Origin of the sequence: Paraburkholderia humisilvae, from assembly GCF_902859855.1 — a bacterium.
In the GTDB taxonomy this organism is placed as follows: Bacteria; Pseudomonadota; Gammaproteobacteria; order Burkholderiales; family Burkholderiaceae; genus Paraburkholderia; species Paraburkholderia humisilvae.
Genome location: NZ_CADIKH010000004.1, coordinates 278199 through 302131, shown reverse-complemented (window position 1 = coordinate 302131; position 23933 = coordinate 278199). Strand labels below are relative to the sequence as shown.

The following is a 23933-nucleotide window of genomic DNA, read 5'->3' as shown; positions in this document are numbered from 1 at the left end:
CGAACGCGAATGCGCCGCGGCGCGCGTGGCGCGGCGTCGGAATGATTGTGCGCGGTGCGTGCGCCCCGCGCTGGTGCGTTCAGCGGTGGGCTGCGTTCACCGTTGATGGGCGTGCTGTAAAGGGGATGCAAGCCTGGCGTCGTGCGACGCGTCGAACACGAGCTGGTCGCCCTCGATGTGCGCGGGCGCACCGTAGGTCCATGCGACGTTCTGTGCGGCGTGTCCGATCGGCAGGCCCGCGAAGACCGGCACGCCGAATGGCGCAAGCAGATCGACCAATATGTCGTGCAGCGTGTAGTCCGCGTCCGGGGGCAGCGGGCAACGCACGAACTCGCCGAGCACGAATGCGCGCGCGCCGCCGAACGCGCCGCTTTCCTTGAGCAGCGTGATACTGCGGTCGAGCCGGTAAGCGAGCTCGGTGATGTCTTCGAGCAGCACGATCGCGTCGCGGCAATCCGGCTGCCAGCGCGTGCCAGCGACGCTGGCGAGCGTCGTGATGTTGCCGCCGTGCAGGCGGCCGCTGACCGCGTGAGGTGCGCCGTGCAAGCGCTGCAACCTGATGGCCGGCGCGACGTCGCCCGCCAGCGCGGTTAGCACGCTTTGTCGCGATGCGTCGTCGACATGCGCGGCGAGACTGCCAAGCGAGGGCCCGTGAATCAGCCGCGCATCACGCATGCCGCTCATCGCGCAGAACAGGGACGTCGCATCTGAAAAGCCGATGACGGTTTTCGCGCGCGGCAGGGTTGCCGGAATGGCGGGCAGACAATGCACGCAGCCATAGCCGCCGCGCGCAATCCACACGATATCGATCGAAGGGTCAGTGAGCGCCCACGCAAGATCGGCACGGCGGTTTTCATGCGTGCCGGCGAAATAGCGAAAGCGGTCGGTGACGTGTGCGCCGACGCGCACTTCGAGTCCCCAACTCTCGAGCAACGCAATGCCGCGCGCGACGTTTTCCCTATCCGGTACGCCGGCCGGCGCGATCACGCCAACCGTCCTGCCTTTCAGATGCATACGCGTGTCTCCTGGAGAGCCGTTTGCCGATGTGATGCCGTTCATTATCGTGCCGGATAGCGCAACGCACCCGACCGGGGCGTCGAGTCTGCGGGAGCAATGAACGAGCAATGCGCGAGCGGAAAACGAAAAGCGGCGTCCGCGAGGACGCCGCCCGATTCGCGCACAGCGCGCTTAATCTCTCGCGATCAGATCGCCGATCTGCGCGCGGCCGGTCACGAAGCAACCGGATTTGAACGCTTCGCCCTGGTTGCTCGCCGCGGCGTCGGAAAAGCCTTTGTTCAGTGCGTCGAGCCGCACGAGGTCCGCACCGGCGGCGCAGCTGATCGATCCCGGCTCGTGCGCCTGGGCGCGCATCGCGGCCCGGTCGGCAAGCAGAAAGCCAACCAGCACGACGACTGCAATATTGAAAGCTCGTCTCATCGGAGTGTCTCCTCCCTTGCGACAGCCTAACGCGATTCTCACGCATTCCGTGCCAGGGATTTCCCGTTTTTCGGTGATTTTTTTCGTAACAATCGGCGCGAAGGCGTGGTAATTCGACGACATGCGGACGCGACAAAAAGTCTCGCCAGTGCCCAAACATTTTGACACGCGAGGCCGTGCGATTTCGCCAAAGCGTTGCCGGTTGTGCGGAGCACAAGAGCAATCACTCTGACAACCCCCGCTGTAGCAATGATCCGTTGTGTGCCTCGCTATTTTTTGTTGCGCTGCAAAAGATTGAGTTAACAGGTATGCTCGTTAACCCTGACGGGCTAGTTCGACCCCGCCTGTCGGATTTCTCCGCTTTTCCCTATTGCCTCCGCAATCCATTTGTAATCAGTTTGCTTACGGTTGCGACAGTTGAGCTGTCGCTGTGTGCTCAAAAGTTCCCAGTCAATCTCATGCAATTCCCTCCGCTTCTTAGCTTGCTGATCTGGATTCCGATCGTGGCTGGCCTGGTCGTGCTGCGTGTCGGTTCCGATCAGGCGCTGAACCGTACGCGCTGGATCGCGCTTGTCGGCGCGCTCGTCAGTGCCGTGCCGGCCATTCCGCTCGTCGAAGGCTTTCGCAACAACGTCGTGGCGATGCAGTTCGTCGAGAACAAGGTCTGGCTGCCGTCGTTCGGCGTCGCATGGCATCTCGGCGTCGACGGCATTTCGCTGTGGTTTACCGTGCTGACCGCGGTGACGACCTTGATCGTCGTGGTCGCATCGTGGGAGTCGATCACCAAGCGCACCGCGCAGTATTTCGGCGCGTTCCTGCTGCTGTCGGGCTTCATGCAGGGGGTGTTCACCGCGCAGGACGGCATGCTGTTCTTCGTGTTCTTCGAAGCGACGCTGATCCCGCTCTATCTGCTGATCGGGACCTGGGGGCAATCGAATCGCGCGCACGCGGCACTGCGCTTCTTTCTTTTCTCGCTGACCGGATCGCTCGCGATGCTGGCGGCGATGCTGTACCTGTACTCGCAGTCGCACAACTTCGACATCGCGCAATGGCGCTCGCTGCAACTCGACTTCATGCCGCAGGTGCTGATCTTCCTGTGCTTCTTCGCCGCATTCTCGGTGAAGGTGCCGATGTGGCCAGTGCACACATGGCTGCCCGACGTGCACCTCGAAGGGCCGACCGCGGCGGCGGTGCTGCTCGGTATGCTGAAGATCGGCGGCTACGGTCTGCTGCGCTTTGCGCTGCCGATCGTGCCGCAGGCCAGCCATTTCTTCGCGCCGGCCATCATTACGCTGTCGCTGGTCGCGGTGATCTACGCGAGCCTCGTCGCGCTCGTGCAAACCGATATTCGCAAGCTGCTCGCATATTCGGCGATCGCGCATATGGGCCTCGTTACGCTGGGCCTGTTCGTGTTCACACGCATCTCGATGGAAGGCGCGGTAGTCCAGATGCTGTCGTACGGCATCGTGTCCGGCGCGATGCTGCTGTGCTCCGGCATGCTGTACGACCGCACGCAAAGCGGGTCGATCGACGCGTATGGCGGTGTGGTCAATACGATGCCGCGCTTCGCGGTGTTCGTCATGCTGTTCTCGATGGCCAATGTCGGTTTGCCGGGCACGTCCGGTTTTGTCGGCGAGTTCATGGTGTTGATGGGCGCGATCCAGTTCAACTTCTGGGTCGGCGCGGCGGCCGCGCTGATTCTGATCCTGAGCGCCGCGTACACGCTGTGGATGGCCAAGCGCGTGATCTTCGGCGCCGTCGCGAATGCGCGGGTGGCGAAGCTCACCGACGTCAGCAAACGCGAGTTCGTGCTGCTGGGCGCGATGGCGGTGCTCGTGCTTGGAATCGGCATTCATCCGAAGCCGTTTACCGACGCGATCGATGCGACCGCTGGCGAAGTGCTCGCGCAGGCCGAAGGCACGATTGCCAACGGCGCGACGCGCGTCGCGGATAGCCGCGCGGTTCCCGAAGTGCATCTGGTGCCGACCACTTCAGCGCGCAGTGTCGCGGGCGACCGCGACCGGCCGCGCGGCTGACCCGGCGCGTGTGTTGCATGGCAGCGGCGCCGGCAGCGCGCCGCGCGCCCGCCACCCGCAACGGCAAGCGCCTGTCGCATTCATGATGCATGCGCCCGCGTAGCCCGGCGCGCATGCCGTTCGCCTGAAACATTCGTCGCGAGGCGAGGGTTTCCCTCTACAAATGCATCGCCCGTTCCGGTCGTTATACGGAACGGGCGATGCTCGTTATTGCGTTGCCTTTGCCTTTCCGCTGCGACATGCGCCGGCCCATCCGGCGCAAACGATGTGCCCTATTACAAGCGTGGCTCGTGGTTCGATCCACCATAAAGACGGAGGCGCCGGAATGTATAAGCTGGGTTTCGCGCAAAAGCTGTGGTTGCCGCTGATCGTTAGCCTCATCGCGCTGCTGCTGGTATCCGTGTCGGCAGCGTGGCTTTCTCGACAGACGCGTATCGATGAACGCAAGAATGATCTGACCAATGTCGCGCACGTGGGCCTATCGATTGTCGGTGAATACGCGGCGCTCGCGGCCAGCGGCGCGCTGTCCGAAGCCGAGGCCCGCAAGGAGGCGCTCGCGCGGCTGCGCGACATCCGCTACGGCGAAGACGGTTATCTGCTCGTGATCGATTCAACGCCGCGCATGCTGATGCATCCGATCAAGCCGGAGTCGAATGACAAGATGCTCGCGGGCACTGCGGACGCGGACGGGCGCCATCACTATGTGACGTTTGCGAAGGTCGCGCAGTCGCCGCAAGGCGGATTCGTCGACTACGTGTTCCCGCATCCTCACTCGACCGAGGCGGTCGGCAAGATCGGTTACGTGGTGCGCTACGCACCGTGGGACTGGATCATCGCGACCGGCGCATACGTCGACGATATCGACGCGGCGTTCATGAAGTCGCTGTATGTGGTCGGCGCGGTATTCATCGTGCTCGCGGTCGCGCTCGCATCGCTGGTCTGGGTGATCAACCGCAGCATCGTGCGCACGATCGGCGGTGACCCGCGCTACGCGGCGCAGGTGGCGGGTGCGATTGCGCACGGCGATCTGACGGTCGCGATCGAACTGCGCGCGCGCAGCGGTGACGATCGCGACAGCCTGTTGCACGTGATGCGACGGATGCGCGACGCGCTGACCGGCACGGTGCGTCAAATCGGTGCGGCCGCCGATAGCGTGGCGACCGGCGCGCGCGAGATCGCGACCGGCAGCGCCGACCTGTCGACGCGCACCGAAAACCAGGCGGCGTCGCTGGAGGAAACGGCGGCCAGTATGGAAGAGGTGACGTCGATGGTGCGGCAAACAGCCGGGCACGCGCAAACGGCGAGCCAACTGGCGGTGCAGGCCGAGCAGATTGCCGTCGACGGCGGCGCGATGGTCGCCGACGCGGTGGCGACGATGCGCGATATCTCGGCTGCGTCGCAGCGGATGGTCGAGATTATTGCGGTGATCGAAGGAATCGCGTTTCAGACGAATATCCTTGCGTTGAACGCCGCGGTCGAGGCCGCGCGCGCCGGCGAGGACGGGCGGGGCTTCGCGGTGGTCGCCGCGGAAGTGCGCTCGCTCGCGCACCGTAGCGCCGCCGCGGCTAAGGAAGTCCGCGAGTTGATCAGCAACGCGGTGAGCAAGGTGGGCAGCGGCGCGCAGCTCATCGAGAACGCTGGCGGCACGATCGACGAGGCGCGCACCGCCATCGCGAAGGTCACCGGGCTGATCCGGGAGATCGCCGCCGCGGCGGCCGAGCAGAGCTCGGGCATCGAACAGGTGAATCTCGCGGTCACGCATATGGACACGTTGACGCAGGAAAATGCCGCCCTCGTCGAAGAAGCGGCCGCCGCCGCGCATTCGCTGACCGAGCAGGCGGTGATTCTGCAAAACGCGCTACAAGCGTTTCGTCTGCGGGAAGAAGAGGGGCGGGACCTGCACGGTGCGAACCGCCGATCGGTGGGCGCGGTGGCCGCGCGGCGCGGGCAGGCAGCGGGTTACGCCACGGTGGTTTGAACCGCGCGACCGCAGCACGGCGGGGAGGCGCGCGGAAATAAATACGGAAATAAAGGCGGGAATAAACGCGGCCAAGGGGATGTTAGTAGGGCAAGCAGTGCAAATGAACCAGACGACACACGCCGCCTCGCACGATTAAGCAGGCCGTGGAGGCCGCGCGATCGACTGTCATTTTTTCGCGCTTTCAGCGACTTACAGAATGTGGCTTGCCGATTTACACCGGCGGTGCCACAGTCTGCACAGCGCCCGCGCGTTGTGCCGCTTTGCGTCCCCACTCTTGCTTGCCGAAGCCATCATGATTCCCGCCATCGCCGCCTATCAACCGGGCAGGCAGTTGCTGCCGTTTCGCGAATCGTTCCTGGCGATGCTCGGCATCGCGTTTGTCGCGATGCTGGTCGCGCTCGATCAGACCATCGTGGGCACCGCGCTGCCGCGAATCGTCGCAGACCTGAAGGGTTTCGATCTGTACGCATGGGTCGCGACTTCGTACATGCTGGCATCGGTCATCACGATTCCCATCTTCGGGCGCCTCGGCGATCTGTTCGGCCGAAAGCCATTCCTGATTGCCGCCATCGTGCTGTTTACCGGCGCATCGGTGTTGTGCGGCATTGCGTCGAACATGCTGTTTCTGGTCATCGCGCGCGGCCTGCAAGGCATCGGCGGCGGCATTCTGATCGGCACCGTGTTCGCGAGCGTGGCCGACCTGTTTCCCGATCCGAAGCTGCGTCTGCGTTGGCTGGTGTTCGTCACCTCGGCGTTCGGGCTCGCGAATGTCATTGGGCCGACGCTCGGCGGGATGTTAACGCAAGCGGCCAGCTGGCGCTTCGTGTTCTTCGTCAATGTGCCGGTCGGCGTCGCGTCGCTGCTGTTCGTGCTGCGTTTCGTGCCGCCGCTGCGGCATCTGCGCAAGGCGGGGCCGGTGCAGCTCGACTGGCTCGGCGCATTTGTCGTCGCCGTCACGTTCGGCGCGTTGCAACTGCTGATCGAACTGCTGCCGAAGGAAGGCGTGACGATGATGACGATCGTGCTTTTCGTCCTCACCGCCGCGTGCGGCTGCACGCTGTGGTTCTGGGAAAGGCGGATGGGTTACCCGGTCGTGCCGGTCGATATGCTGCTCGACCGGCGACTCGCCGCGCTGTTCGTGATGTCCGCGCTCGGCGGCTTTGCGCTGTTTTCGCTGGTGTTTTACGTGCCGCTGCTGTTTCAGGGCGGCTACGCGATGTCGCCGCATGACTCCGGCATGCTGATCACGCCGCTGCTGCTAGGCACGACGGTCGGCAGTGTGCTGAACAACCGGATCGTCACGCGCATCCGGCGCGCGAACGCGCTGATGTATATCGGCTTTGCGCTCTTTGCGGTGTCTTGCCTCGTGCTCGTCGGCATCAGCGGGCATCAGCCGCACTTCGTATGGATGTCGTGCATGGCGCTCAGCGGCCTCGGCCTCGGCCTTGTCGCGACCAATCTGACGATTTGCTCGCAGCAGATCGTCGCGCGCGACCATATCGGCGCAGTGACCGCGTTGCTGCAATCGCTGCGTATTTTTGGCGGGATGCTGGGCACCGCGATGACCGGCGCGCTGTTAAGCCATCTCTATGTGCGCGGCGTACACCGTTCGCTCGATTCGTATCAGGCGACGCAGTGGCTGCAATCGTTCTCGAGCCCTGATTTCCGCGTCGACCATTCGCAGCAGGCCGCGCTGATCGAGCACCTGATCATGGCGGGGCACGTGGGTGGCCCGATGATGGAAGCGGCGCGGCGCGCGCTGATCGATTCGATTCATGTGGGCCTGTCGCTTGCGGCCGCCGCGGCCGTGCTCGGTCTGTGCCTTGCGTGGTTCGTCCCTTCGGTGCGGGTCGCGTATCCGGAAGGCGCGGCGGATGGGGCGGCCGCAGGGTTAGCAGCGGGGGTGGCGGAAGGCGCGCGGCAGCCGCCCGCCGAAGGAGCGGCGCAGCCGGAGTGACGACAGGCCGGCACGGGCGCATTGCCACGGCGGCTGTATAAATATACAGTTCGTCTGTTGCGCCCTTTAGACCCGCCTGATCGCCAGTCCGTTAGCGCCGTGCCGAACGACATCCCGGATCCGCTCTATTACCTGCGCAATTTCGAACGCGCGCTTGGGTGGCTTGCCGAGCACTATGCCGATCTGCTTGCCGATTCCGAGCACGCGTTTCTGACCAGCTTCGCGAGCCTGCCTGAAGCGTCGCGTGCATTGCTCACGCGCATGCTGATGCGCAAAGGCACGCTATTTCGCACGAGCCGTCTCGCTTATCCCGAGATCGGCTGCCCGCTCGCGGCGGCCGAGCCGCTTATCGCCGCCGGTTGGGTCGATGCCGATGCCCCGTTGACGCTCGACGCGCTATTCGATCTATCGACGCGCGCCGAACTGCTGGCGCGCTTTCCCGCGGAACTGGCGGGCGCAAAAGCTGCGCGCAAGCACGCATGGCTCGAACTGCTGCGCGCGGCGCATGCGGATGCCAAGCCCTATGCGGCATGGCATCCGCATGCGCACGAGCGTGTGTTGCACGTGAGCGTCGCGCCGCTGTGCGAGCGCTTGAGGCTGATGTTCTTCGGCAATCTGCGTCAGGACTGGTCCGAATTTGTGCTTGCGGACCTTGGTGTGTATCAATACGAGCCAGTTGCGTTCGAGCGATCGTCGCGCGCGTTTCAGCAGCGCATCGACGTGGATGTTTATCTGGCGCTATACGCGTGCGGCGAAATGCTTGACACGCTCGACCCATTCGACGACGGTGCAACGTTTGATCAGCTGTTGCGCGCGGTCGAGACTATCGCGACCGACAACCCGTGGCTCGCGACGCGCCGCGCGAAGCTGCTGTACCGTATCGGCCATCACGCTGAGCGGCGCAGACAATGGGATACCGCGACCGACATCTATCAGCGTTGCACGTGGCCTGGCGCGCGACATCGCCGTATCCGCGCGCTGGAACGGGCCGGCCGCGCGGATGACGCGCTGACGCTCGCGCTGCAAGCGGCTTATGAGCCGGAGGGTGAAGAAGAAAGTCAGCGCGTCGCGCGCATGTTGCCACGGCTGCAGCGGCATGCCGGCAGCGTCTGCGCGCAATGGACGCCGCCGTCCCCGCGTGCCACGCGAAGTCGCGCATCGGCAAACACACTCGAGCGCGGCGTGCTGACGCTCGCGCGTCCTGCCGAGCCTGTGTCGGTCGAATACGTCGTGCTTGATCATCTGAGCGAGCACGATGCGCCGGTGCATTACGTCGAAAACGGACTCATCAATTCGCTGTTCGGTCTGCTGTGCTGGGAACCGGTGTTCGCGGCGCTGCCCGGCGCGTTCTTTCACCCGTTTCAACGCGGTCCCGCTGATCTCCACGCGCCCGACTTCCATGCGAAGCGCGCTGCGTTGTTCGACCAATGCCTTGCTCAGCTCGACGGCACCGGCTACCGCACGACCATCCTGCGGCATTTCGACAGCAAAGCCGGCAGGCAGTCGCCGTTCGTCTTCTGGAACATGCTGACCCGCGAACTGCTCGAACTTGCGCTCGATTGCGTGCCGGCCGCGCATCTGAAGCTGTTCTGCGAGCGGCTGCTGCGCGACATTCGCGTGAACCGCTCGGGGTTGCCCGATTTGATCCGCTTCTGGCCGCGCGAGCGGCGTTATGAGCTGATCGAGGTGAAAGGTCCTGGCGATCGTCTGCAGGACAATCAGATCCGCTGGCTTGACTACTGCATGCAGCACGGCATGCCGGTACGCGTGATCGATGTGCGATGGGCCGATGGCGATGCGGGGCATTCGAATGCCGGGCAACGATGCGTTGGCGCTGGCGACGCCGGCGATGCGCATGCCACGGAGGCCGCCCCATGAGCTACGTGGTCGCGGTGCGCACGCTGTGCGAGTTCACCGCGAAGCGCGGCGATCTCGATCTGCGCTTTACCCCGGCGCCGAGCGCGGCCGACGGCATCCTGGGGCACGCGGCCGTTGCCGGGCGGCGCGACAGGGGTTACACAACGGAAATCGCGTTGTGCGGCGCGTATCGCGGCCTCACGGTGCGCGGCCGTGCGGATGGCTACGACGCTGCGCGCAATCGGCTCGAAGAGATCAAGACCTATCGCGGCGACCTGGAACGAATGCGCGAGAACCATCGCGCGTTGCACTGGGCGCAGGCGCGGGTTTACGGTCATTTGATGTGTGAAACACGCGGGCTGACCGAACTCGACGTCGCGCTCGTGTACTTCGATGTCGTCAGTCAGCAAGAAACCCTGCTGACCGAGCGGCATACGGCCCATACGTTGCGGGCGTTTTTCGAGCAGCAGTGCGAGCGTTTTATCGCATGGGCCGAGCGCGAAGACCTGCACCGCGCGGCGCGCAATGCGTTTCTCACAGACTTGAAATTTCCGTACGGTACGTTTCGCAGCGGTCAGCGCGAGCTGTCCGTCGCCGTCTATCGTGCCGCCCGGGATGGCGGCGCGCTGCTTGCGCAGGCGCCGACTGGCATCGGCAAGACGCTCGGTACGATTTTCCCGTTGCTGAAGGCATGCGCGGAAGATCACATCGACCGGATCTTCTTTCTGACCGCCAAGACAACCGGGCGCGCGCTCGCGTTCGACGCGCTCGATGCGCTTGCGCGTGCGCATGCATCGGGTGAACGCGTGTGGGCGGGCGCGGGCATCGAATCGCGCGACGCTGGCGACAGCGGCATCAGCACGCAGCCCTTCCCGCTGCGTGTGCTCGAACTGGTCGCGCGCGACAAGGCCTGCGAGCATCCAGGCCATTCATGCGATGGACAGTCATGTCCGCTTGCGCGCGGTTTCTACGACCGCGTCACGGCGGCGCGCGATACCGCGTTGCGCAGCACGCGGCTATCGCGCGATACGGTGCGCGACGCGGCGCTCGCGCACGACGTGTGCCCGTACTATCTCGCGCAGGAACTCGCACGTTGGTGCGACGTCGTGATTGGCGACTACCACTACTACTATGACAGCGGCGCGCTGCTTTACGCGCTGACACAGCTCAACCAGTGGCGCATCGCGGTGCTCGTCGACGAAGCGCACAACCTGCCGGACCGTGCGCGCCGCATGTACACCGCGACACTCGACCAGCGAGCGCTCAAGGCGGCGCGCCGTGCCGCGCCGGCCGCGCTGCGCCAACCGTTCGAGCGGCTGAACCGCGAGTGGAATGCGCTGACGCGCGCGTGCACGCAACGCTATGAAGTCGTGCCGGCGATTCCGTCGCGGGTGCAATCGGCCGTACAGAATCTGACTGGCGCGATGACCGAGCAGCTATCGGAAACGCCGTTCGGCATGGATGATACGGTGCTGCGCTTCTACTTCGATGCATTGCATTTCATGTCGCTCGTCGAGCAGTTCGGTGACCATTCGCTATGCGATGTCACGCTCGCATCGCCCGCGCCGGCGTACGGCTCACACGCAAAACCTGCAACATCGCTGTGCGTGCGCAACGTGATTCCCGCGCCGTTTCTCGCACCGCGTCACGCGGCCGCGCGCACGACGGTGATGTTTTCGGGCACGCTCAGCCCGCAGCACTATTACCGCGACACGCTAGGGCTGCCGGCGAATACCGGCTGGCTCGACGTCGCAGGACCGTTCAAGGCCGAGCAACTGGTCGTGCATGTCGCGGCTCACGTGTCGACGCGCTGGCGCGACCGGGAAGCGTCGCTTGCGCCGATCGTCGATCTGATCGCGCGGCAATATCGCGCACGCCCTGGAAATTACCTTGGATTCCTGAGTAGTTTCGATTATCTGCAGCGAGTGGTCGCGTTGTTGCGTGCGCAATTTCCAGAGGTGCCGGTATGGACGCAGGAACCCGGCATGGACGAAGTGGCACGCGACGCGTTTATCGCGCGCTTCAGGACATCGACATGCGGAATCGGCTTCGCGGTGTTGGGTGGCGCATTTTCGGAAGGGATCGATCTCGCTGGCGAGCAACTGATCGGTGCATTTATCGCAACACTCGGTTTGCCGCAAATCAACGACGTCAATGAGCAAATGCGGCGCACAATGCATGCACAGTTCGGCAACGGGTACGACTACGTGTACCTGTATCCGGGCCTGCAAAAGGTGGTGCAGGCCGCGGGCCGCGTGATTCGCACCGAGCAGGATGTCGGCATTGTGCATCTGATCGACGACCGCTATCGGCGCGCCGACGTGCGGCGCCTGTTGCCGCGTTGGTGGCGCGTGCAATGAACGGTGAGAGGGCGGCATGCAAGCGAGCGAGTACCGGCTAGCGACGGTCTGGCGTCTCGAAGCGCCGCTCCACGCAGTGTGGAGCGCGATTCACGACTCGGCGCGCTGGCCCGAGTGGTGGAAAAACGTTGAGCAGGTCGCGGAACTCGAAGCAGGGTCGAGCGACGGCATCGGCTCGCTGCAACGCTACACGTGGAAGGGGCGGCTGCCGTATCGGGTGGTGTTCGATGTGCGCGTCACCCGCATCGAGCCGCTGGTCGCGCTCGAAGGCATTGCGAGCGGCGATCTGGAAGGCATTGGCCGCTGGCACTTCGCGAACGATCGTGGCATCACCATGGTGCACTACGAATGGCGCGTGCGGACACGGCGCGGCTGGATGAATCTGTTTGCGCCGTTCGCGAAGCCGCTTTTTCGATGGAATCACGATTTCGTGATGCGCGAAGGGGGGATGTCGCTGGCGCGGTTGCTCGATGCGCGACTCGTCAGTATCGAGCACCGTTCCTGACGCTTCGATGTTCGCGTTCCTCAGTATTGGTCGAACGCCTCATCGGCGATCGTCGACATGCATTCCGTATCAAGCGGGAAACAGTCGTACGTCAACATGCACACGCGCGATTAACACACGGACCTTACATTGAAGTGCGAAATTGCGCTCGCAATGTTGCAAAAGCATCAATGTATTTTTTTGAAAACTGAGAACAGAATCACTGCTCGTTCCTTTACGATGTTCGATGTGCGCCACGCACGCCAAACCCACAAGGAGAGGTTCCGATGGACATTGACTCGATTCGCAAAGCGGCTTTTGCGATGCCTGTTCATAACCCTGCGTATCCGCGCCCGCCGTTCCGCTACAGGAACCGGGAGTACTTCATCATTTCATACGAAACCGATCCCGACGCGCTGCGCGCCGCGGTGCCCGAACCACTGCAGCCGGCTGACGGTCTTGTGCATTACGAATTTATTCGCATGCCGGACTCGTCCGGATTCGGCGACTACACGGAAAGTGGCCAGGTAATCTCAGTGCGTGATCCGCAAGGCAGAATCGGCAATTACACGCACTCGATGTATCTCGACGACGAAGGTCCGATCGCCGGCGGCCGCGAAATCTGGGGCTTTCCGAAGAAACTCGCGCGTCCGCGCATCTCGGTTGACGGCAACGATACGTTGCTCGGCACGCTCGACTACGGCACTCAACGCATTGCAACCGGCACGATGGGGTACAAGCACAGCTTCTGCGATACCGATGGCGAGCGCCGCAAGCTGGGTGAAACGCCGAACTATCTGCTCAAGGTTCTTCCGCACGTTGACGGTACCGCCCGGGTATGCGAACTGGTGCGATTCTTCCTGCGCGACGTCACCGTGTACGGCGCATGGAGCGGACCGGCCGCGCTCGAATTGCATCCGCATGCGCTCGCGCCTGTCGCGGATTTGCCGGTCCGTCGCGTGATCGGCGCCCGTCATCTGATCGCGGACCTGACGCTCGATATCGGCGAAGTCGCATTCGACTATCTCGCCGCTGTCAATACGCTGAAGCCCGCTGCAAACCAATAATTTTCTGAATGAGGATCGTGATATGTCGTTGAAGAACAAGGTGGCCGTCGTGACCGGCGCGGCAAGCGGTATTGGCGAGCAGTGCGCGCGCAAGCTCGCCGCGCAAGGTGCGAAAGTGGTAATTGCCGATCTTTCGCTGAAAAATGCACAGCAAGTCGCAACCAGCATCAATGATGGCGGTGGCAGCGCGTTCGCTGTCGAAATGAACGTGGTCGACGAAGAGGCGGTGAACCGCGGCATTGACGCGGCGGCTGAAAAATTCGGCAGCATCGATGTCCTGGTGTCGAACGCAGGCATCCAGATCGTCAACCCGATCGAAAACTACGCGTTCTCCGACTGGAAGAAAATGCTCGCGGTGCATCTGGACGGCGCGTTTCTCACGACCAAGGCGGCGATCGGCCATATGTACAGCAGCGGCCGTGGCGGCTCGATCATCTATATGGGCTCGGTGCACTCGCACGAGGCGTCGAAGCTGAAGTCCGCCTATGTCACCGCGAAGCACGGTCTGCTCGGCCTTGCGCGCGTGGTGGCGAAAGAGGGCGGTCCGCGCGGTGTACGCGCCAATGTCGTGTGCCCGGGCTTCGTGCGCACGCCGCTCGTCGACAAGCAGATTCCGGAGCAGGCGAAGGAACTGGGCATCTCGGAAGAGGAAGTCATCAAGCACGTCATGTTGGGCGATACGGTCGATGGCGAGTTCACGACCGTCGACGACGTGGCGAATACCGTCGCGTTCCTCGCGGGTTTCGAATCGGCCGCACTGACGGGACAGTCGATCGTCGTCAGCCACGGCTGGTATATGCAGTGATGGAGGCGCGCATGAGCCGCGAGACCAACAGGCCGGCGGGGCAGCCGGACACGTTCGTGTTGCCGCGCTATGACGAGATTGCGCTGGTGCTGCAAGGCGGCGGCGCGCTCGGTTCGTATCAGGCGGGCGTTTATCAGGGCCTGGCCGAGGCGGGGGTTCAGCCGCACCGGATTGCCGGCGTGTCGATCGGCGCGCTGAATACCGCGATTATCGCGGGCAATCCGCCCGAGAAACGCGTCGATGCATTGCGCGGGTTCTGGGATGCGATATGCCATCCGCGCGGCTGGATCGGCAACCTGAGTATGTGGGCGTTGCCCGGGTTTGAGCAACACGACCTCACGCGCCGTTGGGCGAGCATGGCCGCAGCGGCCCGTGCGCTGACCGAAGGACAGCCGGGCTTTTTTTCGCCGCGCTTTCCGTTACCGCTCGCGGGGTTCTCGAAGGTGAGTCCGAGCGAGGTCAGCTACTACAACACGGCCGCGTTGAAAGAGACGCTGCTCGCGTTTGCCGATTTCGACCGGATCAACGATGGCGATATATGCGTGTCGGTCGGTGCGGTCAACGTGCGCACCGGCAACCTGACGAGCTTCGTCAATCGCAAGATGCGTCTGACGCCTGAGCATTTCATGGCGTCGGGCGCGTTGCCGCCGGGCTTTCCGGCGGTCGAGATCGACGGCGAGTTCTACTGGGATGGCGGCCTCGTGTCGAACACGCCGCTGACCGAGGTGCTGCGCGAGTCGGATCAGAAGGACACGCTGGTCTTTCAGGTCGACCTGTGGAGTGCGCAAGGCAATTTGCCTGGCGATTTTCTTGACGTGTCGGAACGCGCGAAAGACATCCAGTATTCGAGCCGTACGCGCGCGATTACGAATATGCTCGCTGAGCGCCAGCGCAACGCGTGCTTTATCAAGGAACTGCTCAAGCACGTGCCGACGTCGGTGATCAAGGCCGATCCGCTATTTCGCCATGCGCAAAAGCTGGCTGATGGCAGCGCGATCAATGTGGTGCACCTGATCTACAAGAACAAGTCGTATGAAGGGCACTACAAGGACTACGAGTTCAGCGTCGACACGATGAAAGAGCACTGGGAAAGCGGTCTGGAAGATATTCGCGATTCGTTTTCCCATCGCGACTGGTTCGATGTGCCGGGCCGCGACATCGGCTTCGTCACGCACGACGTGCATCGACCGGAAGGCAAGTTGCCGGCGTCGGACAAGACCCCGCTTGAACTGCGCGGCGACTCGAAGGAAGAAGAGGCCGCGTGAGCGGCGTGCCGATGCCGGCCGCGCTGGCCGGCATCGGGTTTCATTTCAATCGCGCCGTTGCGTGTCGACACGCGCGATAAGCCGTTGCATCCATCCGCGTAGCAACGCATTTGACATCACCGCCGGTATCGATAGCGCGAGGATGCGGTAGACGTCGCCGCGCGCGATCTTCGACGCCCGGCCGGGTTCGAGCCATGCCGGGTTCGCGACTAGCAGTTCCAGCGTTTCGAGGCCAATGACGATCGGCCATACGCAGGCAAGCCGCAGGCGAACCGCGCGTACGGGAATGGCGAGTGTGTAGTCGACTGCCGCGCGGTAATGGTCAAGCGCCTTGCCGACCAGCTCACGCATCAACGGTTGTGCGCGCAACGAAGCGCCCGGTTCGAGCAGATCGCGCGGCGTGAGACTGAAACGATCGAGCAGCGCCGCGGGCAGATAGCAGCGGCCGATGCGCAGATCTTTGCTGCAATCGCGTAGCACGTTGGTCATCTGCAGCGCTTTGCCGAAGCATATGCCGCGCGCCACCATCACGTTCTCGGCTTCGGCGAGCGTGCCCGGCAAGTGCGCATAGGTCATTTTCGTCCAGAATTCGCCGACGCAGCCGGCAACCTGGTACGTGTACCGATCCAGTTCGTCCCATACGCGCAGCGCGACGATGCGGCCCGATTGCTCGTCGGGAAACGTGCGCAGGTCGAACTCCATGCCTTCGGTGAGCGTCGTGACGATCTCGCGGACCGCATGGCGATCGTCGTCGCTCAGTTGTTGCAGAATCGCGAGCGCCGGATCGAGCGATTCGAGCAATACCTTCTCGTCCGATTGCGTCTGCTGCGCGCCGAGCCGCGCGGCGATGTGCTGCAATGGCGCGCTGGGGTCCGACGCGCCGTTCACGGCGGCGCGCAACGACAGCAGCAACGCAAGCCGTTCGGCGGGTGGCACGATCGATGTATCCGCAATCGTATCGGCAGCGCGTGCAAGCAGATAGGCAAGACCGATCGGGTCGCGCATGCCGGGCGGCAGCACACGCAGAGTCAGATAGAACGAACGCGAAACACCTTTCAGAAGCGGGCCGAGCAGGAAGGCCCGGGTCGTGTTGGGCATAAACGGAATCGAATGGATGCGGGTCGGATTAAAAACTGCCGCATTGTATACGGCAAAACGGCGCGGGGTGGCGCAGTGGCCGGATTCGTCAGTCGTTTGCGACACGATTTCGTCATCGGGGCGGCGGGATCATCGCCTATGCTTGGAGTCGGCCCGGCCATGTCGCGCGCTCATGTGCTCAGCCTGATCTTGCATTCGATTCGCGCGCCCGCAGCGCTTCGGCATCAACGGTGCTTCTGCAGATAGCCACCTTTACTTCGCGGAGAAAGTCATGGGCATTTTCAGCACGATTCTCAGCAAGATATTTCCGGTCGGTCACCCCGCCACGCAAAACACCCAGGACCCGGCCGCAGCTGCGGCTGCTACGGCCGCTGCGGCGCCAGCAAGCGACGCGCCAGCACCGGCTGTCGCAGCCGCAGCCGCCGAGCCTGTCGATGTCGAAGCGGTACTGACCGGCCTCGCGCAGCAACGCTCGGAAACGCTGAACTGGCGCTCGTCGATCGTCGATCTGATGAAGCTGCTGGATCTCGACAGCAGCCTTGCCGCGCGCAAGCAACTGGCCGAAGAACTGAATTTCTCCGGCGACATGAACGACTCCGCGCAGATGAATGTCTGGCTGCACAAGCAGGTGATGACGAAGCTGGCGGAAAACGGCGGCAAGGTGCCGGATGATCTGAAGAACTGAACGCCGGCGGCGCGCGCTTCCGACGCGCGCCGCTTAAGCCACAACGATTAAGCGCAACGCTTAACGCACAACGCTTAAAGATTGCTCGCGAAGTCGCGCGCGTCGTAGCGGCGCATGCGGCGCTCGACTTCCGCGAGATCGGCCGATCCTTCCAGATAGCGGTCCCGCTGGCGCTGGTCATGGCGGTCAAACCAGCAGCCAATCTTTTCGATGAGATATGCAAACATGATCGTCTCCAGGGAGTGGGGTGTGAAGTGCTTCTATGGAGACGTATCGTATCGGCCGAGAATGAGCAGAAAATGAGACTGCGGTAGCACACGGCCGCCTGCGGCTCACATCATGCCGCGCCGCTCAAAACCGGTGCCGCAGGCCGACGGCGACCACCAGTTGCTGATCGTTCGACGAAGGGCTCTGGCCGGCGATATCCGCCGTGAGACCGGAGCCGTCACTATCGATATGCTGATAACTGGTCTGCAGATAGACATCGGTGCGCTTCGAAAACAGATAGTCGGCCTGCACCGAGACTTCGTGCCACTTCGGGCGATGCGAACCGCTTGCAGTCGATAATGCGCCATCCGTGAACGTGTACTCACCGCTCACGCTTAGGGCCTGCGTGACGAGGTAGCTCGCGTTGACCTCGTAGTTGCTGAAGCTCGCGCCCTGGCCGTTCTGCACGAGCCCGAGGCTGTTCGGGCCGTTGATCGTATCGAGCCCACCCAGTTGCGTGCGTGTCCATACCACGCCCACCCGCGCCGGACCGAACGCGTACGCGGCGCCCGCACCATACGTGCGTTGCAGTGCTGCGATAAAGGTGCGATCGGTCAGCGTCAATGCGCCGTTGACATTGCTGCCGCCGCCGTTGTTCGCCTGGAAGTAGCCGGCGCCGACTGTCAACGGCCCTGCGTCGTATGATGCACCGAAGCTATAGAGCCGGTTGTTGTCGAAGCCGGTGTCGTTCGAGAAGCCATACAGCGCGCCGAATTTCAGGCCCGCATAGTTCACGCTCGCGTATTTGATCGAGTTGTTCACGCGAAACGAGTTGTTCAGGTTGTCGTTGTCGTACGGATGCGCGGACAGATTGTTGCCACCCGGATGCATGCCGGTGAAGCTCAACGGTGCGAGATAGTCGACCACCGAGTCGTACTGGCGGCCGAGCGTCACCGTGCCGGCGCGCGCGTTCGACAGGCCGGCATACGCCTGGTAGCCGAACAGTCGCCCGCCCTGGCGTAGCGTACCGTTCGTCACGCTAAAACCGTTTTCGATTTCGAATATCGCTTTCGTGCTGCCGCCGAGGTCTTCGCATCCGACGAGGCCCCAGTGGCTGCCTGTTACGTCGCCGCTTGCCTCTTGCCACGCGCTGTGGCCCTGGACGTTGTTGACGTAGAAAATGCCCGCGTCGATGAGTCCGTACAGCGTCACCGCCGACTGCGCGTCCGCGTGGCACGCGTAACCCGCCGCGCACACCGCGGCGATAAGAGTGCGTTTCATCCATTCCCCGTTGATAGCGCCCGGGCCGCATGCATTCGCACGCGGCCGGCATGGACCGGCGCGCGCGGCGTTGCATCTGGCAGGCGTGAAAGCCGGGCTGGCTGGGCCGCGTCGCGGCCGGCTGGCTATCCCCGGTGGAAGCTGTCGAGCATGTCGTCTGGAACCGGCGTCATGCATGGAGTGCGGCGGCCGGTCAGACGCCCGATCATCCGCACGTCATCGACAAAAACCGTAAGCGCATTGCAAGCAATTGCGCTTTGAAGCGATTGGCGTGCGCGGAAAGTGAAGCCCGGAAAATCGACATGCTATAGTGATTAATGAGAACGATTGCTATTTGAGGCGCCAACTTTAGCGACTGGATGTAATGGCAATGTGTTGAGGCGGCGCATTTTTGTAATGGAATGTGTCGACGCGCGAAACCCCGCGTTCGGCGGCTGCGAACGAGCAATCCGGCAGTAAAAAACCTGAGTTTCAGATGGACCATATTCTCGTCGTCGATGACGATCCGAACATCCGCCAACTGCTGCGCGACTACCTGCACAGCATGGGCTACCAGGCGAGCGCCGCGACGGGCGGCATGCAGATGAAGCAGGTGATGCACAGCGCACGCGTCGATCTGGTGGTGCTCGACCTGATGCTGGAAGGCGAGGACGGCCTCGACCTCACGCGCGAACTGCGGCGCGATCATGACGTGCCGATCATCATCCTGAGTGCGCGCGGCGCATTGCTCGACCGCATTCTCGGCCTTGAAATGGGCGCCGACGACTATCTGCCGAAACCGTTCGACCCACGTGAACTGGTCGCGAAGATCAAGGTGGTGCTGCGTCGCGCGCGTGGCGCGGCGCCCGCGCGCCGCGCCGCTGACGCGAGCTCGTATGTCGGCTTTGCCGGCTGGCGGCTCGATACGCGAATGAAGCAGATGCTGTCGCCGGACGGTGTGGTCGTATCGTTGGGCGGCTCCGACTATCGCACGCTGCGCACACTGCTCGATCATCCGAAACGGCCGCTGTCGCGTGAGTTTCTGCTCGATCATGTGTTTGGCAAGGAGCACACGCCGCTCGACCGTTCCATCGACGTCTGCATCAGCCGCTTGCGACATCATCTGAAGGACGAGGCGCGGCGCGCCGCATTGATCCGTACGGTGCGCAACGAGGGCTACATGCTGATGGCGGACGTCGTCTTCGAGGCGTGAGCCGCATGCCGATCAAACTGTGTTCGCGGCGCCGCATCGGGCTGCGCCTGCGGCTGCGCATCTGGCCCGACACGCTGTTCGGGCGGCTCGTGATGGTTCTCGCGATCGGCATGTTCGCGGGACAATTGCTCACCAGCACCATCTGGTTCGACACGCATAAGACCCGCGCGCTCGAGATGCCGGCCAGGCTCTTCGCCAGCCGTCTTGCCGACTCTGCGCGCCTGATCGCACTGGCGCCGGACGACGCGGCGCGCCATGCACTTGCGCAACAGCTTGGCGATGCGAACTATCGGCTGCAGTGGATGGCCGCGCCCTCGACGCACTCAGATGCGAGTTCCACGGCGCGATCGGCGACGGCTGCGGCCACGCATCATGCGCGAGGCACGGCCGCCGTTGTGCCGCACACGCCGATCGCCGGGCAGGTCACGGGCGATCTGATTCGCGGCGTGCTGCAGCGGCGCATCGGTGCGCCAGTCGAGATGCGCGTGTTCGACGCTCAGGTGCGCGACGACGGCGGGCATGGCGGCATCCTGAGCCTGTTCGATTCGCGGATGCCGACCGGCGACTTCCACGTGCAGCTGAAATTGCATGGCGATGATTGGCAAGGCTGGCTCGACGCGCACGCGAACGAAGGTCAGGCCGATGGGCAGATTGAGCCGGGTTCGCTGGTGTTCGGCTACCTGGTACGGATCTATCTGATCCGCTTCACCGCGGTATGCGTGCTCGCGCTGATCGCGGTGCGATTCGCTGTGCAGCCGCTGCGGCATCTCGCGAAAGCGGCTGACGCGCTCGGCCGCAATATCCATCGTCCGCCGCTGCCGGTGACCGGCCCGTTCGAAGTGCGACGCGCCGCGCAGTCGTTCAACACGATGCAGCGGCAACTCGTCGACAGCATCGCGCAACGTACGCGCTTTCTGACCGCGGTGTCGCATGACCTGCGCTCGCCGCTTACGCGTTTGCGGCTGCGTGCGGAGATGCTGCCGGACCCGGCGTGGCGCGAGCGGCTGCGCGGCGACCTCGACGAAATGGAAGCGATGGTGAATGCGACGCTCGACGCGGTGCAAGGCGTCGAGATCACGGAGACGCGTCACGAGATTGATCTTGACTCGATGCTCGAAGGTCTTGCACAAGACCTGCGCGAAGCGGGCCATGTGGTGAGCGTCACGGGCAGCGCGGGGCAGCCGGTGCCCGGCTATCCGCGCAACCTGAAGCGCTGCCTGCAGAACTTGCTGGACAATGCGATCCGCTACGGCGAGAGCGCCGCGGTGCAGGTGACGGCCAGCGGGCGCAGCGTGCGGATTGTGATTAGCGATCGCGGGCCGGGTATCGCTGATGCGACATTGCGCGAGCGGGTATTCGAGCCGTATTTCAGGATTGCGTCGCGACGCAGCGCAGAAGGCACCGGGCTCGGCCTGACTATCGCGCGCAGCGTCGCGGCCGCGCACGGCGGCACGTTGACGCTGGAGAATCGCGCGCCGCGAGGGCTTGACGCGGTGCTGACGCTGCCGCACGCAGGCTGAGCGCGAACCAGCTGCGCGCGTTTCAGTTCGTGTCCCGCTTCGTCGGGCGGTCCGGTCTCGGGCCCGGTTTCACATCCCGCTCTCGACCCGCATCCGGGTCTTCATCCGTGTCACGCTCGTCACGCGCACCATTGCGCGATCCGGCAGCAGCACGACCGTCGGCGGCGAGATCGTCCTGCGGCTCGCCGCGCCCGTTCAGTTGCGCCACCGACAGCCGGCCATCTTCCGGCGCAAGCACCGAGCGCTGCGGATTGGTCATCGCAATGCCCTTCTCACGGAAGCGCTCGAAAATGCGCCGGTTGAATTCGCGCTGTACACCCCAGCGCGCCGAGTCGCGGCACTGCACCTGGCCCGCCAGCGTAACTGACGCGCCGTCGACCGCATCGACGCCCCAGAAAGCGAAGTCCGACAGAATGCCGTCCTTGAAGCGATCGTCTTCGCGCAGCGACGCGCCGATTTCCTTCAGCGTTTCGATCGCGAGATCGAGGTCCGCGCCGAACATGATGCTCACCCTGACCGCGGCGTTGCCGAGGCCGCGATTCGTGTTGTTCACCGTCGATACCGAACTGAACGGCACCGTGTAGAGCGAGCCGTCGCCGCCGCGCAGCCGGACGGTGCGAATCGACAGATATTCGACGGTGCCGGACACGCCCGCGAGCGTGACCCAGTCGCCGACCTGCATCGCGTTTTCCATCAGCAGAAAAATGCCGGTGATGAAATCCTGCACGAGCTTTTGCGAGCCGAAGCCGAGCGCGACGCCGAAGATGCTCGCGCTCGCGAGCAGCGGCGCGGTGTTCACGCCGAGCTCGCTCAGGCCCGTCAGGACCACGACCAGCGCGATCACGACGAGCAGCGCGCTGCGCAGCATCGGCAGCAGCGTGCGCAGCCGCGCCGCGCGTAGCAGATCGCCGCTTGCCGTCCAGCGCGCCAGGCGCCGTTCAACCGAAACGTTTACGGCCTCCCACACGAAAAGCGCGATAAACGCGGCGACGAAGATGGTCACGAGCGCGGACGCGAGCCGGTGGCCGACCGTGCCTTCCGCGAAAAACTGCCATACGTTGATATGCCAGACCTGCAACAGGATCAGCACGGTCACGACCGCGATGGCCACATACACGATGCGGCGCGCGAGCGGATAGTAACGGTACGCATGCTGATGGACGAGCGTGTGCGAATCCTCGTCTTCCGCGCGAAAGAGACGTCCAAGTGCGCCGAATACGATGATCGACGCGACGCGTGCGCCAATCAGCACCGCGACAGAAATACCGCCGAGATGCAACAACGTCCGGTAGCCGTTCTGCACGTCGAGCGCCCAGACGAACCACAGCGCCATCACGATGAAGATCGCGATGCCGGTCCACAGGTCGATGAACCCTTCGCCGACCAGCTTGACCGGACTGCTGCTGTCCTGCGCGCGCGCCAGGATGGCTTGGGCGACCGGCTTGCGGCATTGCAGGATCATCACCGACAGCAGCACATGACCCGCCAGTGCGACGAGTTTGACGAGCGCCAGATGCGCGGATTCGGAGAGGCCAAGCGCAAGCGCGATTTCGACCAGCGCGATGCCGCCACCGATCGAGCTGACAATCCAGATCACCCAGCGCTGCACGAAAATCGCCCAGCGGTCCGGCATCCGGAACAGTCGCAGCGCCGGTGCGTCGGGCTGCAGGAAGAAGCCGCAAACGATCACGATCGCACGGCAGATCACATACAGGTCGATCAGCGTATTGAGCGCGTGATCTTGCGGCGAGTCGTCCTCGGAGAGGATCGACATCAGCACGCTCGCCACCGCGACGAACACGGCAAGCGGTAGCAGGCGCAGCAGCAATTGCAGCGCGGCGAGCGGCAGCCGTTGCAGCAGGGTCCAGTGCGTCGCCGCCTGGCGCTGGCTGCGCACTTCCTTCTGATACTGCTCGGTGCTGGTAGCGGAAGCGGGTATCTCCGGCGGCGCGGGCGCAGCGGACACGGGCGCGCCCGCCGCTCGCGCGGCTTCGGTGTCCGCGTCATCGTCCGGCGCGATGCCGAGCACGGCCTCGCGATACTTGCGGCGCGCGGCGATCGCGACGCGCGCGCGCCGCAGCAGCCGGCGCGCGATCCATTCGATCGCGATCGCCGGCAGCAGCGTGGCGACGATTGCGAACAGAATGCCTGCCAGCTTTGCGCGCTCCTGCGGGTTTTGCACTTCACCGTGCCACCAGGCGCGCATGGAATTCGTGTCGAGCAGCACGATGGTCGAGCGCTTGATCGATGCGCCGGCTACTTCGAGCCAACTGGCGCCCTGACGCGCCAGTTGCGCCGCAAGGCCGTTCGATTTGAGCGCGCGCGGGGTGCTCGCGGCCGAAGCAGGCGCCGCAGTGGCTGCAGCCGGGCTGGCCGGGACGGCCGGCGTCGCGAGCGCGCCCGCGGCGGCGATGGCGTGCAGTGTGTCGGTCACTTGCGCGCGACGTTGCGGATCGTTCAGGACGTCGAGCGCCTGGCGGGCCTGGTCGGGGGTGAGTTTGACAGCAGGTGCGGGAGAGGGCACCGCGTCGCTGGCGGCCGCCGGCGGCGTCGACGAATCGGTCGCGGCGGCGGCAAGGGCCGGCAGCGTTAGTACGACAAAAAACCAGGCAATGAATAGTTTGCGCATAGAACGTTGAGGCGGCGTCGCAGCGCCGGGTCGGATCAAATCTAATAAAAGTAAAAACGACTGCTTGAGGGA

General features: G+C 63.8%; 18 protein-coding genes. 12 read left to right on the top strand and 6 right to left on the bottom strand.

The genetic code is table 11. The features are described 5' to 3' along the window. Positions 1-96: 96 nt before the first annotated feature. Both HV796_RS05885 and HV796_RS05880 read right to left on the bottom strand, forming a co-directional pair. Positions 97-1014: a S66 peptidase family protein gene (locus HV796_RS05885; RefSeq protein ID WP_175225514.1), complete on the bottom strand. Its 918-nt coding sequence runs from the start codon at positions 1012-1014 to the stop codon at positions 97-99. A gap of 174 nt (positions 1015-1188) precedes the next feature. Further along, positions 1189-1437 carry a hypothetical protein gene (locus HV796_RS05880; RefSeq protein WP_175225513.1) on the bottom strand — a complete coding sequence of 83 codons (249 nt, stop codon included), beginning with the start codon at positions 1435-1437 and terminating at the stop codon, positions 1189-1191. Positions 1438-1895: 458 nt separating this feature from the next. Here HV796_RS05880 and HV796_RS05875 point away from each other — a divergent pair, with 458 nt between their 5' ends. From HV796_RS05875 to HV796_RS05835, 9 genes are all read left to right on the top strand, one after another. Further along, entirely contained in the window at positions 1896-3473 is a 1578-nt protein-coding gene (locus HV796_RS05875; RefSeq protein ID WP_175225512.1) for a complex I subunit 4 family protein, read from the top strand. A gap of 325 nt (positions 3474-3798) precedes the next feature. Next, positions 3799-5451 carry a methyl-accepting chemotaxis protein gene (locus HV796_RS05870; RefSeq protein ID WP_175225511.1) on the top strand — a complete coding sequence of 551 codons (1653 nt, stop codon included), beginning with the start codon at positions 3799-3801 and terminating at the stop codon, positions 5449-5451. A 295-nt stretch (positions 5452-5746) separates the two neighbouring features. Beyond that, positions 5747-7411: an MFS transporter gene (locus HV796_RS05865; RefSeq protein WP_175225510.1), complete on the top strand. Its 1665-nt coding sequence runs from the start codon at positions 5747-5749 to the stop codon at positions 7409-7411. A 99-nt stretch (positions 7412-7510) separates the two neighbouring features. After that, on the top strand, positions 7511-9289 hold the full coding sequence (locus HV796_RS05860) for a VRR-NUC domain-containing protein (RefSeq protein ID WP_175225509.1): 1779 nt from the start codon (positions 7511-7513) through the stop codon (positions 9287-9289). After that, positions 9286-11628: an ATP-dependent DNA helicase gene (locus HV796_RS05855; protein WP_175225508.1), complete on the top strand. Its 2343-nt coding sequence runs from the start codon at positions 9286-9288 to the stop codon at positions 11626-11628. The genes HV796_RS05860 and HV796_RS05855 overlap by 4 nt, the downstream gene beginning before the upstream one ends. Positions 11629-11644: 16 nt before the next feature. Beyond that, positions 11645-12133, top strand: a complete 489-nt coding sequence (locus HV796_RS05850; RefSeq protein ID WP_175225507.1) for an SRPBCC family protein — start codon at positions 11645-11647, stop codon at positions 12131-12133. A gap of 266 nt (positions 12134-12399) precedes the next feature. Then, positions 12400-13179, top strand: a complete 780-nt coding sequence (locus tag HV796_RS05845; RefSeq protein WP_175225506.1) for an acetoacetate decarboxylase — start codon at positions 12400-12402, stop codon at positions 13177-13179. Positions 13180-13201: 22 nt separating this feature from the next. Continuing rightward, positions 13202-13984, top strand: coding sequence for a 3-hydroxybutyrate dehydrogenase (locus tag HV796_RS05840; RefSeq protein WP_175225505.1), 783 nt, complete (start codon positions 13202-13204; stop codon positions 13982-13984). An 11-nt stretch (positions 13985-13995) separates the two neighbouring features. Continuing rightward, positions 13996-15249, top strand: a complete 1254-nt coding sequence (locus HV796_RS05835; protein WP_175225504.1) for a DUF3734 domain-containing protein — start codon at positions 13996-13998, stop codon at positions 15247-15249. Between the two features lie 45 nt (positions 15250-15294). On the opposite strand, the gene HV796_RS05830 is transcribed toward HV796_RS05835, so the two are convergent. Further along, positions 15295-16347 carry a phytoene/squalene synthase family protein gene (locus HV796_RS05830; RefSeq protein WP_175225503.1) on the bottom strand — a complete coding sequence of 351 codons (1053 nt, stop codon included), beginning with the start codon at positions 16345-16347 and terminating at the stop codon, positions 15295-15297. A gap of 271 nt (positions 16348-16618) precedes the next feature. Between HV796_RS05830 and HV796_RS05825 the strand changes: the two genes are divergently transcribed. After that, entirely contained in the window at positions 16619-17032 is a 414-nt protein-coding gene (locus HV796_RS05825) for a DUF3597 domain-containing protein (RefSeq protein WP_175225502.1), read from the top strand. 74 nt (positions 17033-17106) lie between these two features. On the opposite strand, the gene HV796_RS05820 is transcribed toward HV796_RS05825, so the two are convergent. Both HV796_RS05820 and HV796_RS05815 read right to left on the bottom strand, forming a co-directional pair. After that, on the bottom strand, positions 17107-17259 hold the full coding sequence (locus HV796_RS05820; protein ID WP_175225501.1) for a DUF3563 family protein: 153 nt from the start codon (positions 17257-17259) through the stop codon (positions 17107-17109). Between the two features lie 124 nt (positions 17260-17383). Then, positions 17384-18520, bottom strand: coding sequence for a porin (locus tag HV796_RS05815; protein WP_175225500.1), 1137 nt, complete (start codon positions 18518-18520; stop codon positions 17384-17386). A gap of 475 nt (positions 18521-18995) precedes the next feature. On the opposite strand from HV796_RS05815, the gene HV796_RS05810 reads away from it, so the two are divergent. Together HV796_RS05810 and HV796_RS05805 are read left to right on the top strand one after the other, a co-directional pair. Further along, positions 18996-19712: a response regulator gene (locus tag HV796_RS05810; protein ID WP_175225499.1), complete on the top strand. Its 717-nt coding sequence runs from the start codon at positions 18996-18998 to the stop codon at positions 19710-19712. Between the two features lie 5 nt (positions 19713-19717). Further along, positions 19718-21232, top strand: coding sequence for an ATP-binding protein (locus HV796_RS05805; protein ID WP_246355713.1), 1515 nt, complete (start codon positions 19718-19720; stop codon positions 21230-21232). A 22-nt stretch (positions 21233-21254) separates the two neighbouring features. Here the strand turns inward: HV796_RS05805 and HV796_RS05800 are convergent, their stop codons facing one another. Then, on the bottom strand, positions 21255-23861 hold the full coding sequence (locus tag HV796_RS05800; protein WP_175225498.1) for a mechanosensitive ion channel family protein: 2607 nt from the start codon (positions 23859-23861) through the stop codon (positions 21255-21257). Positions 23862-23933 lie beyond the last annotated feature (72 nt).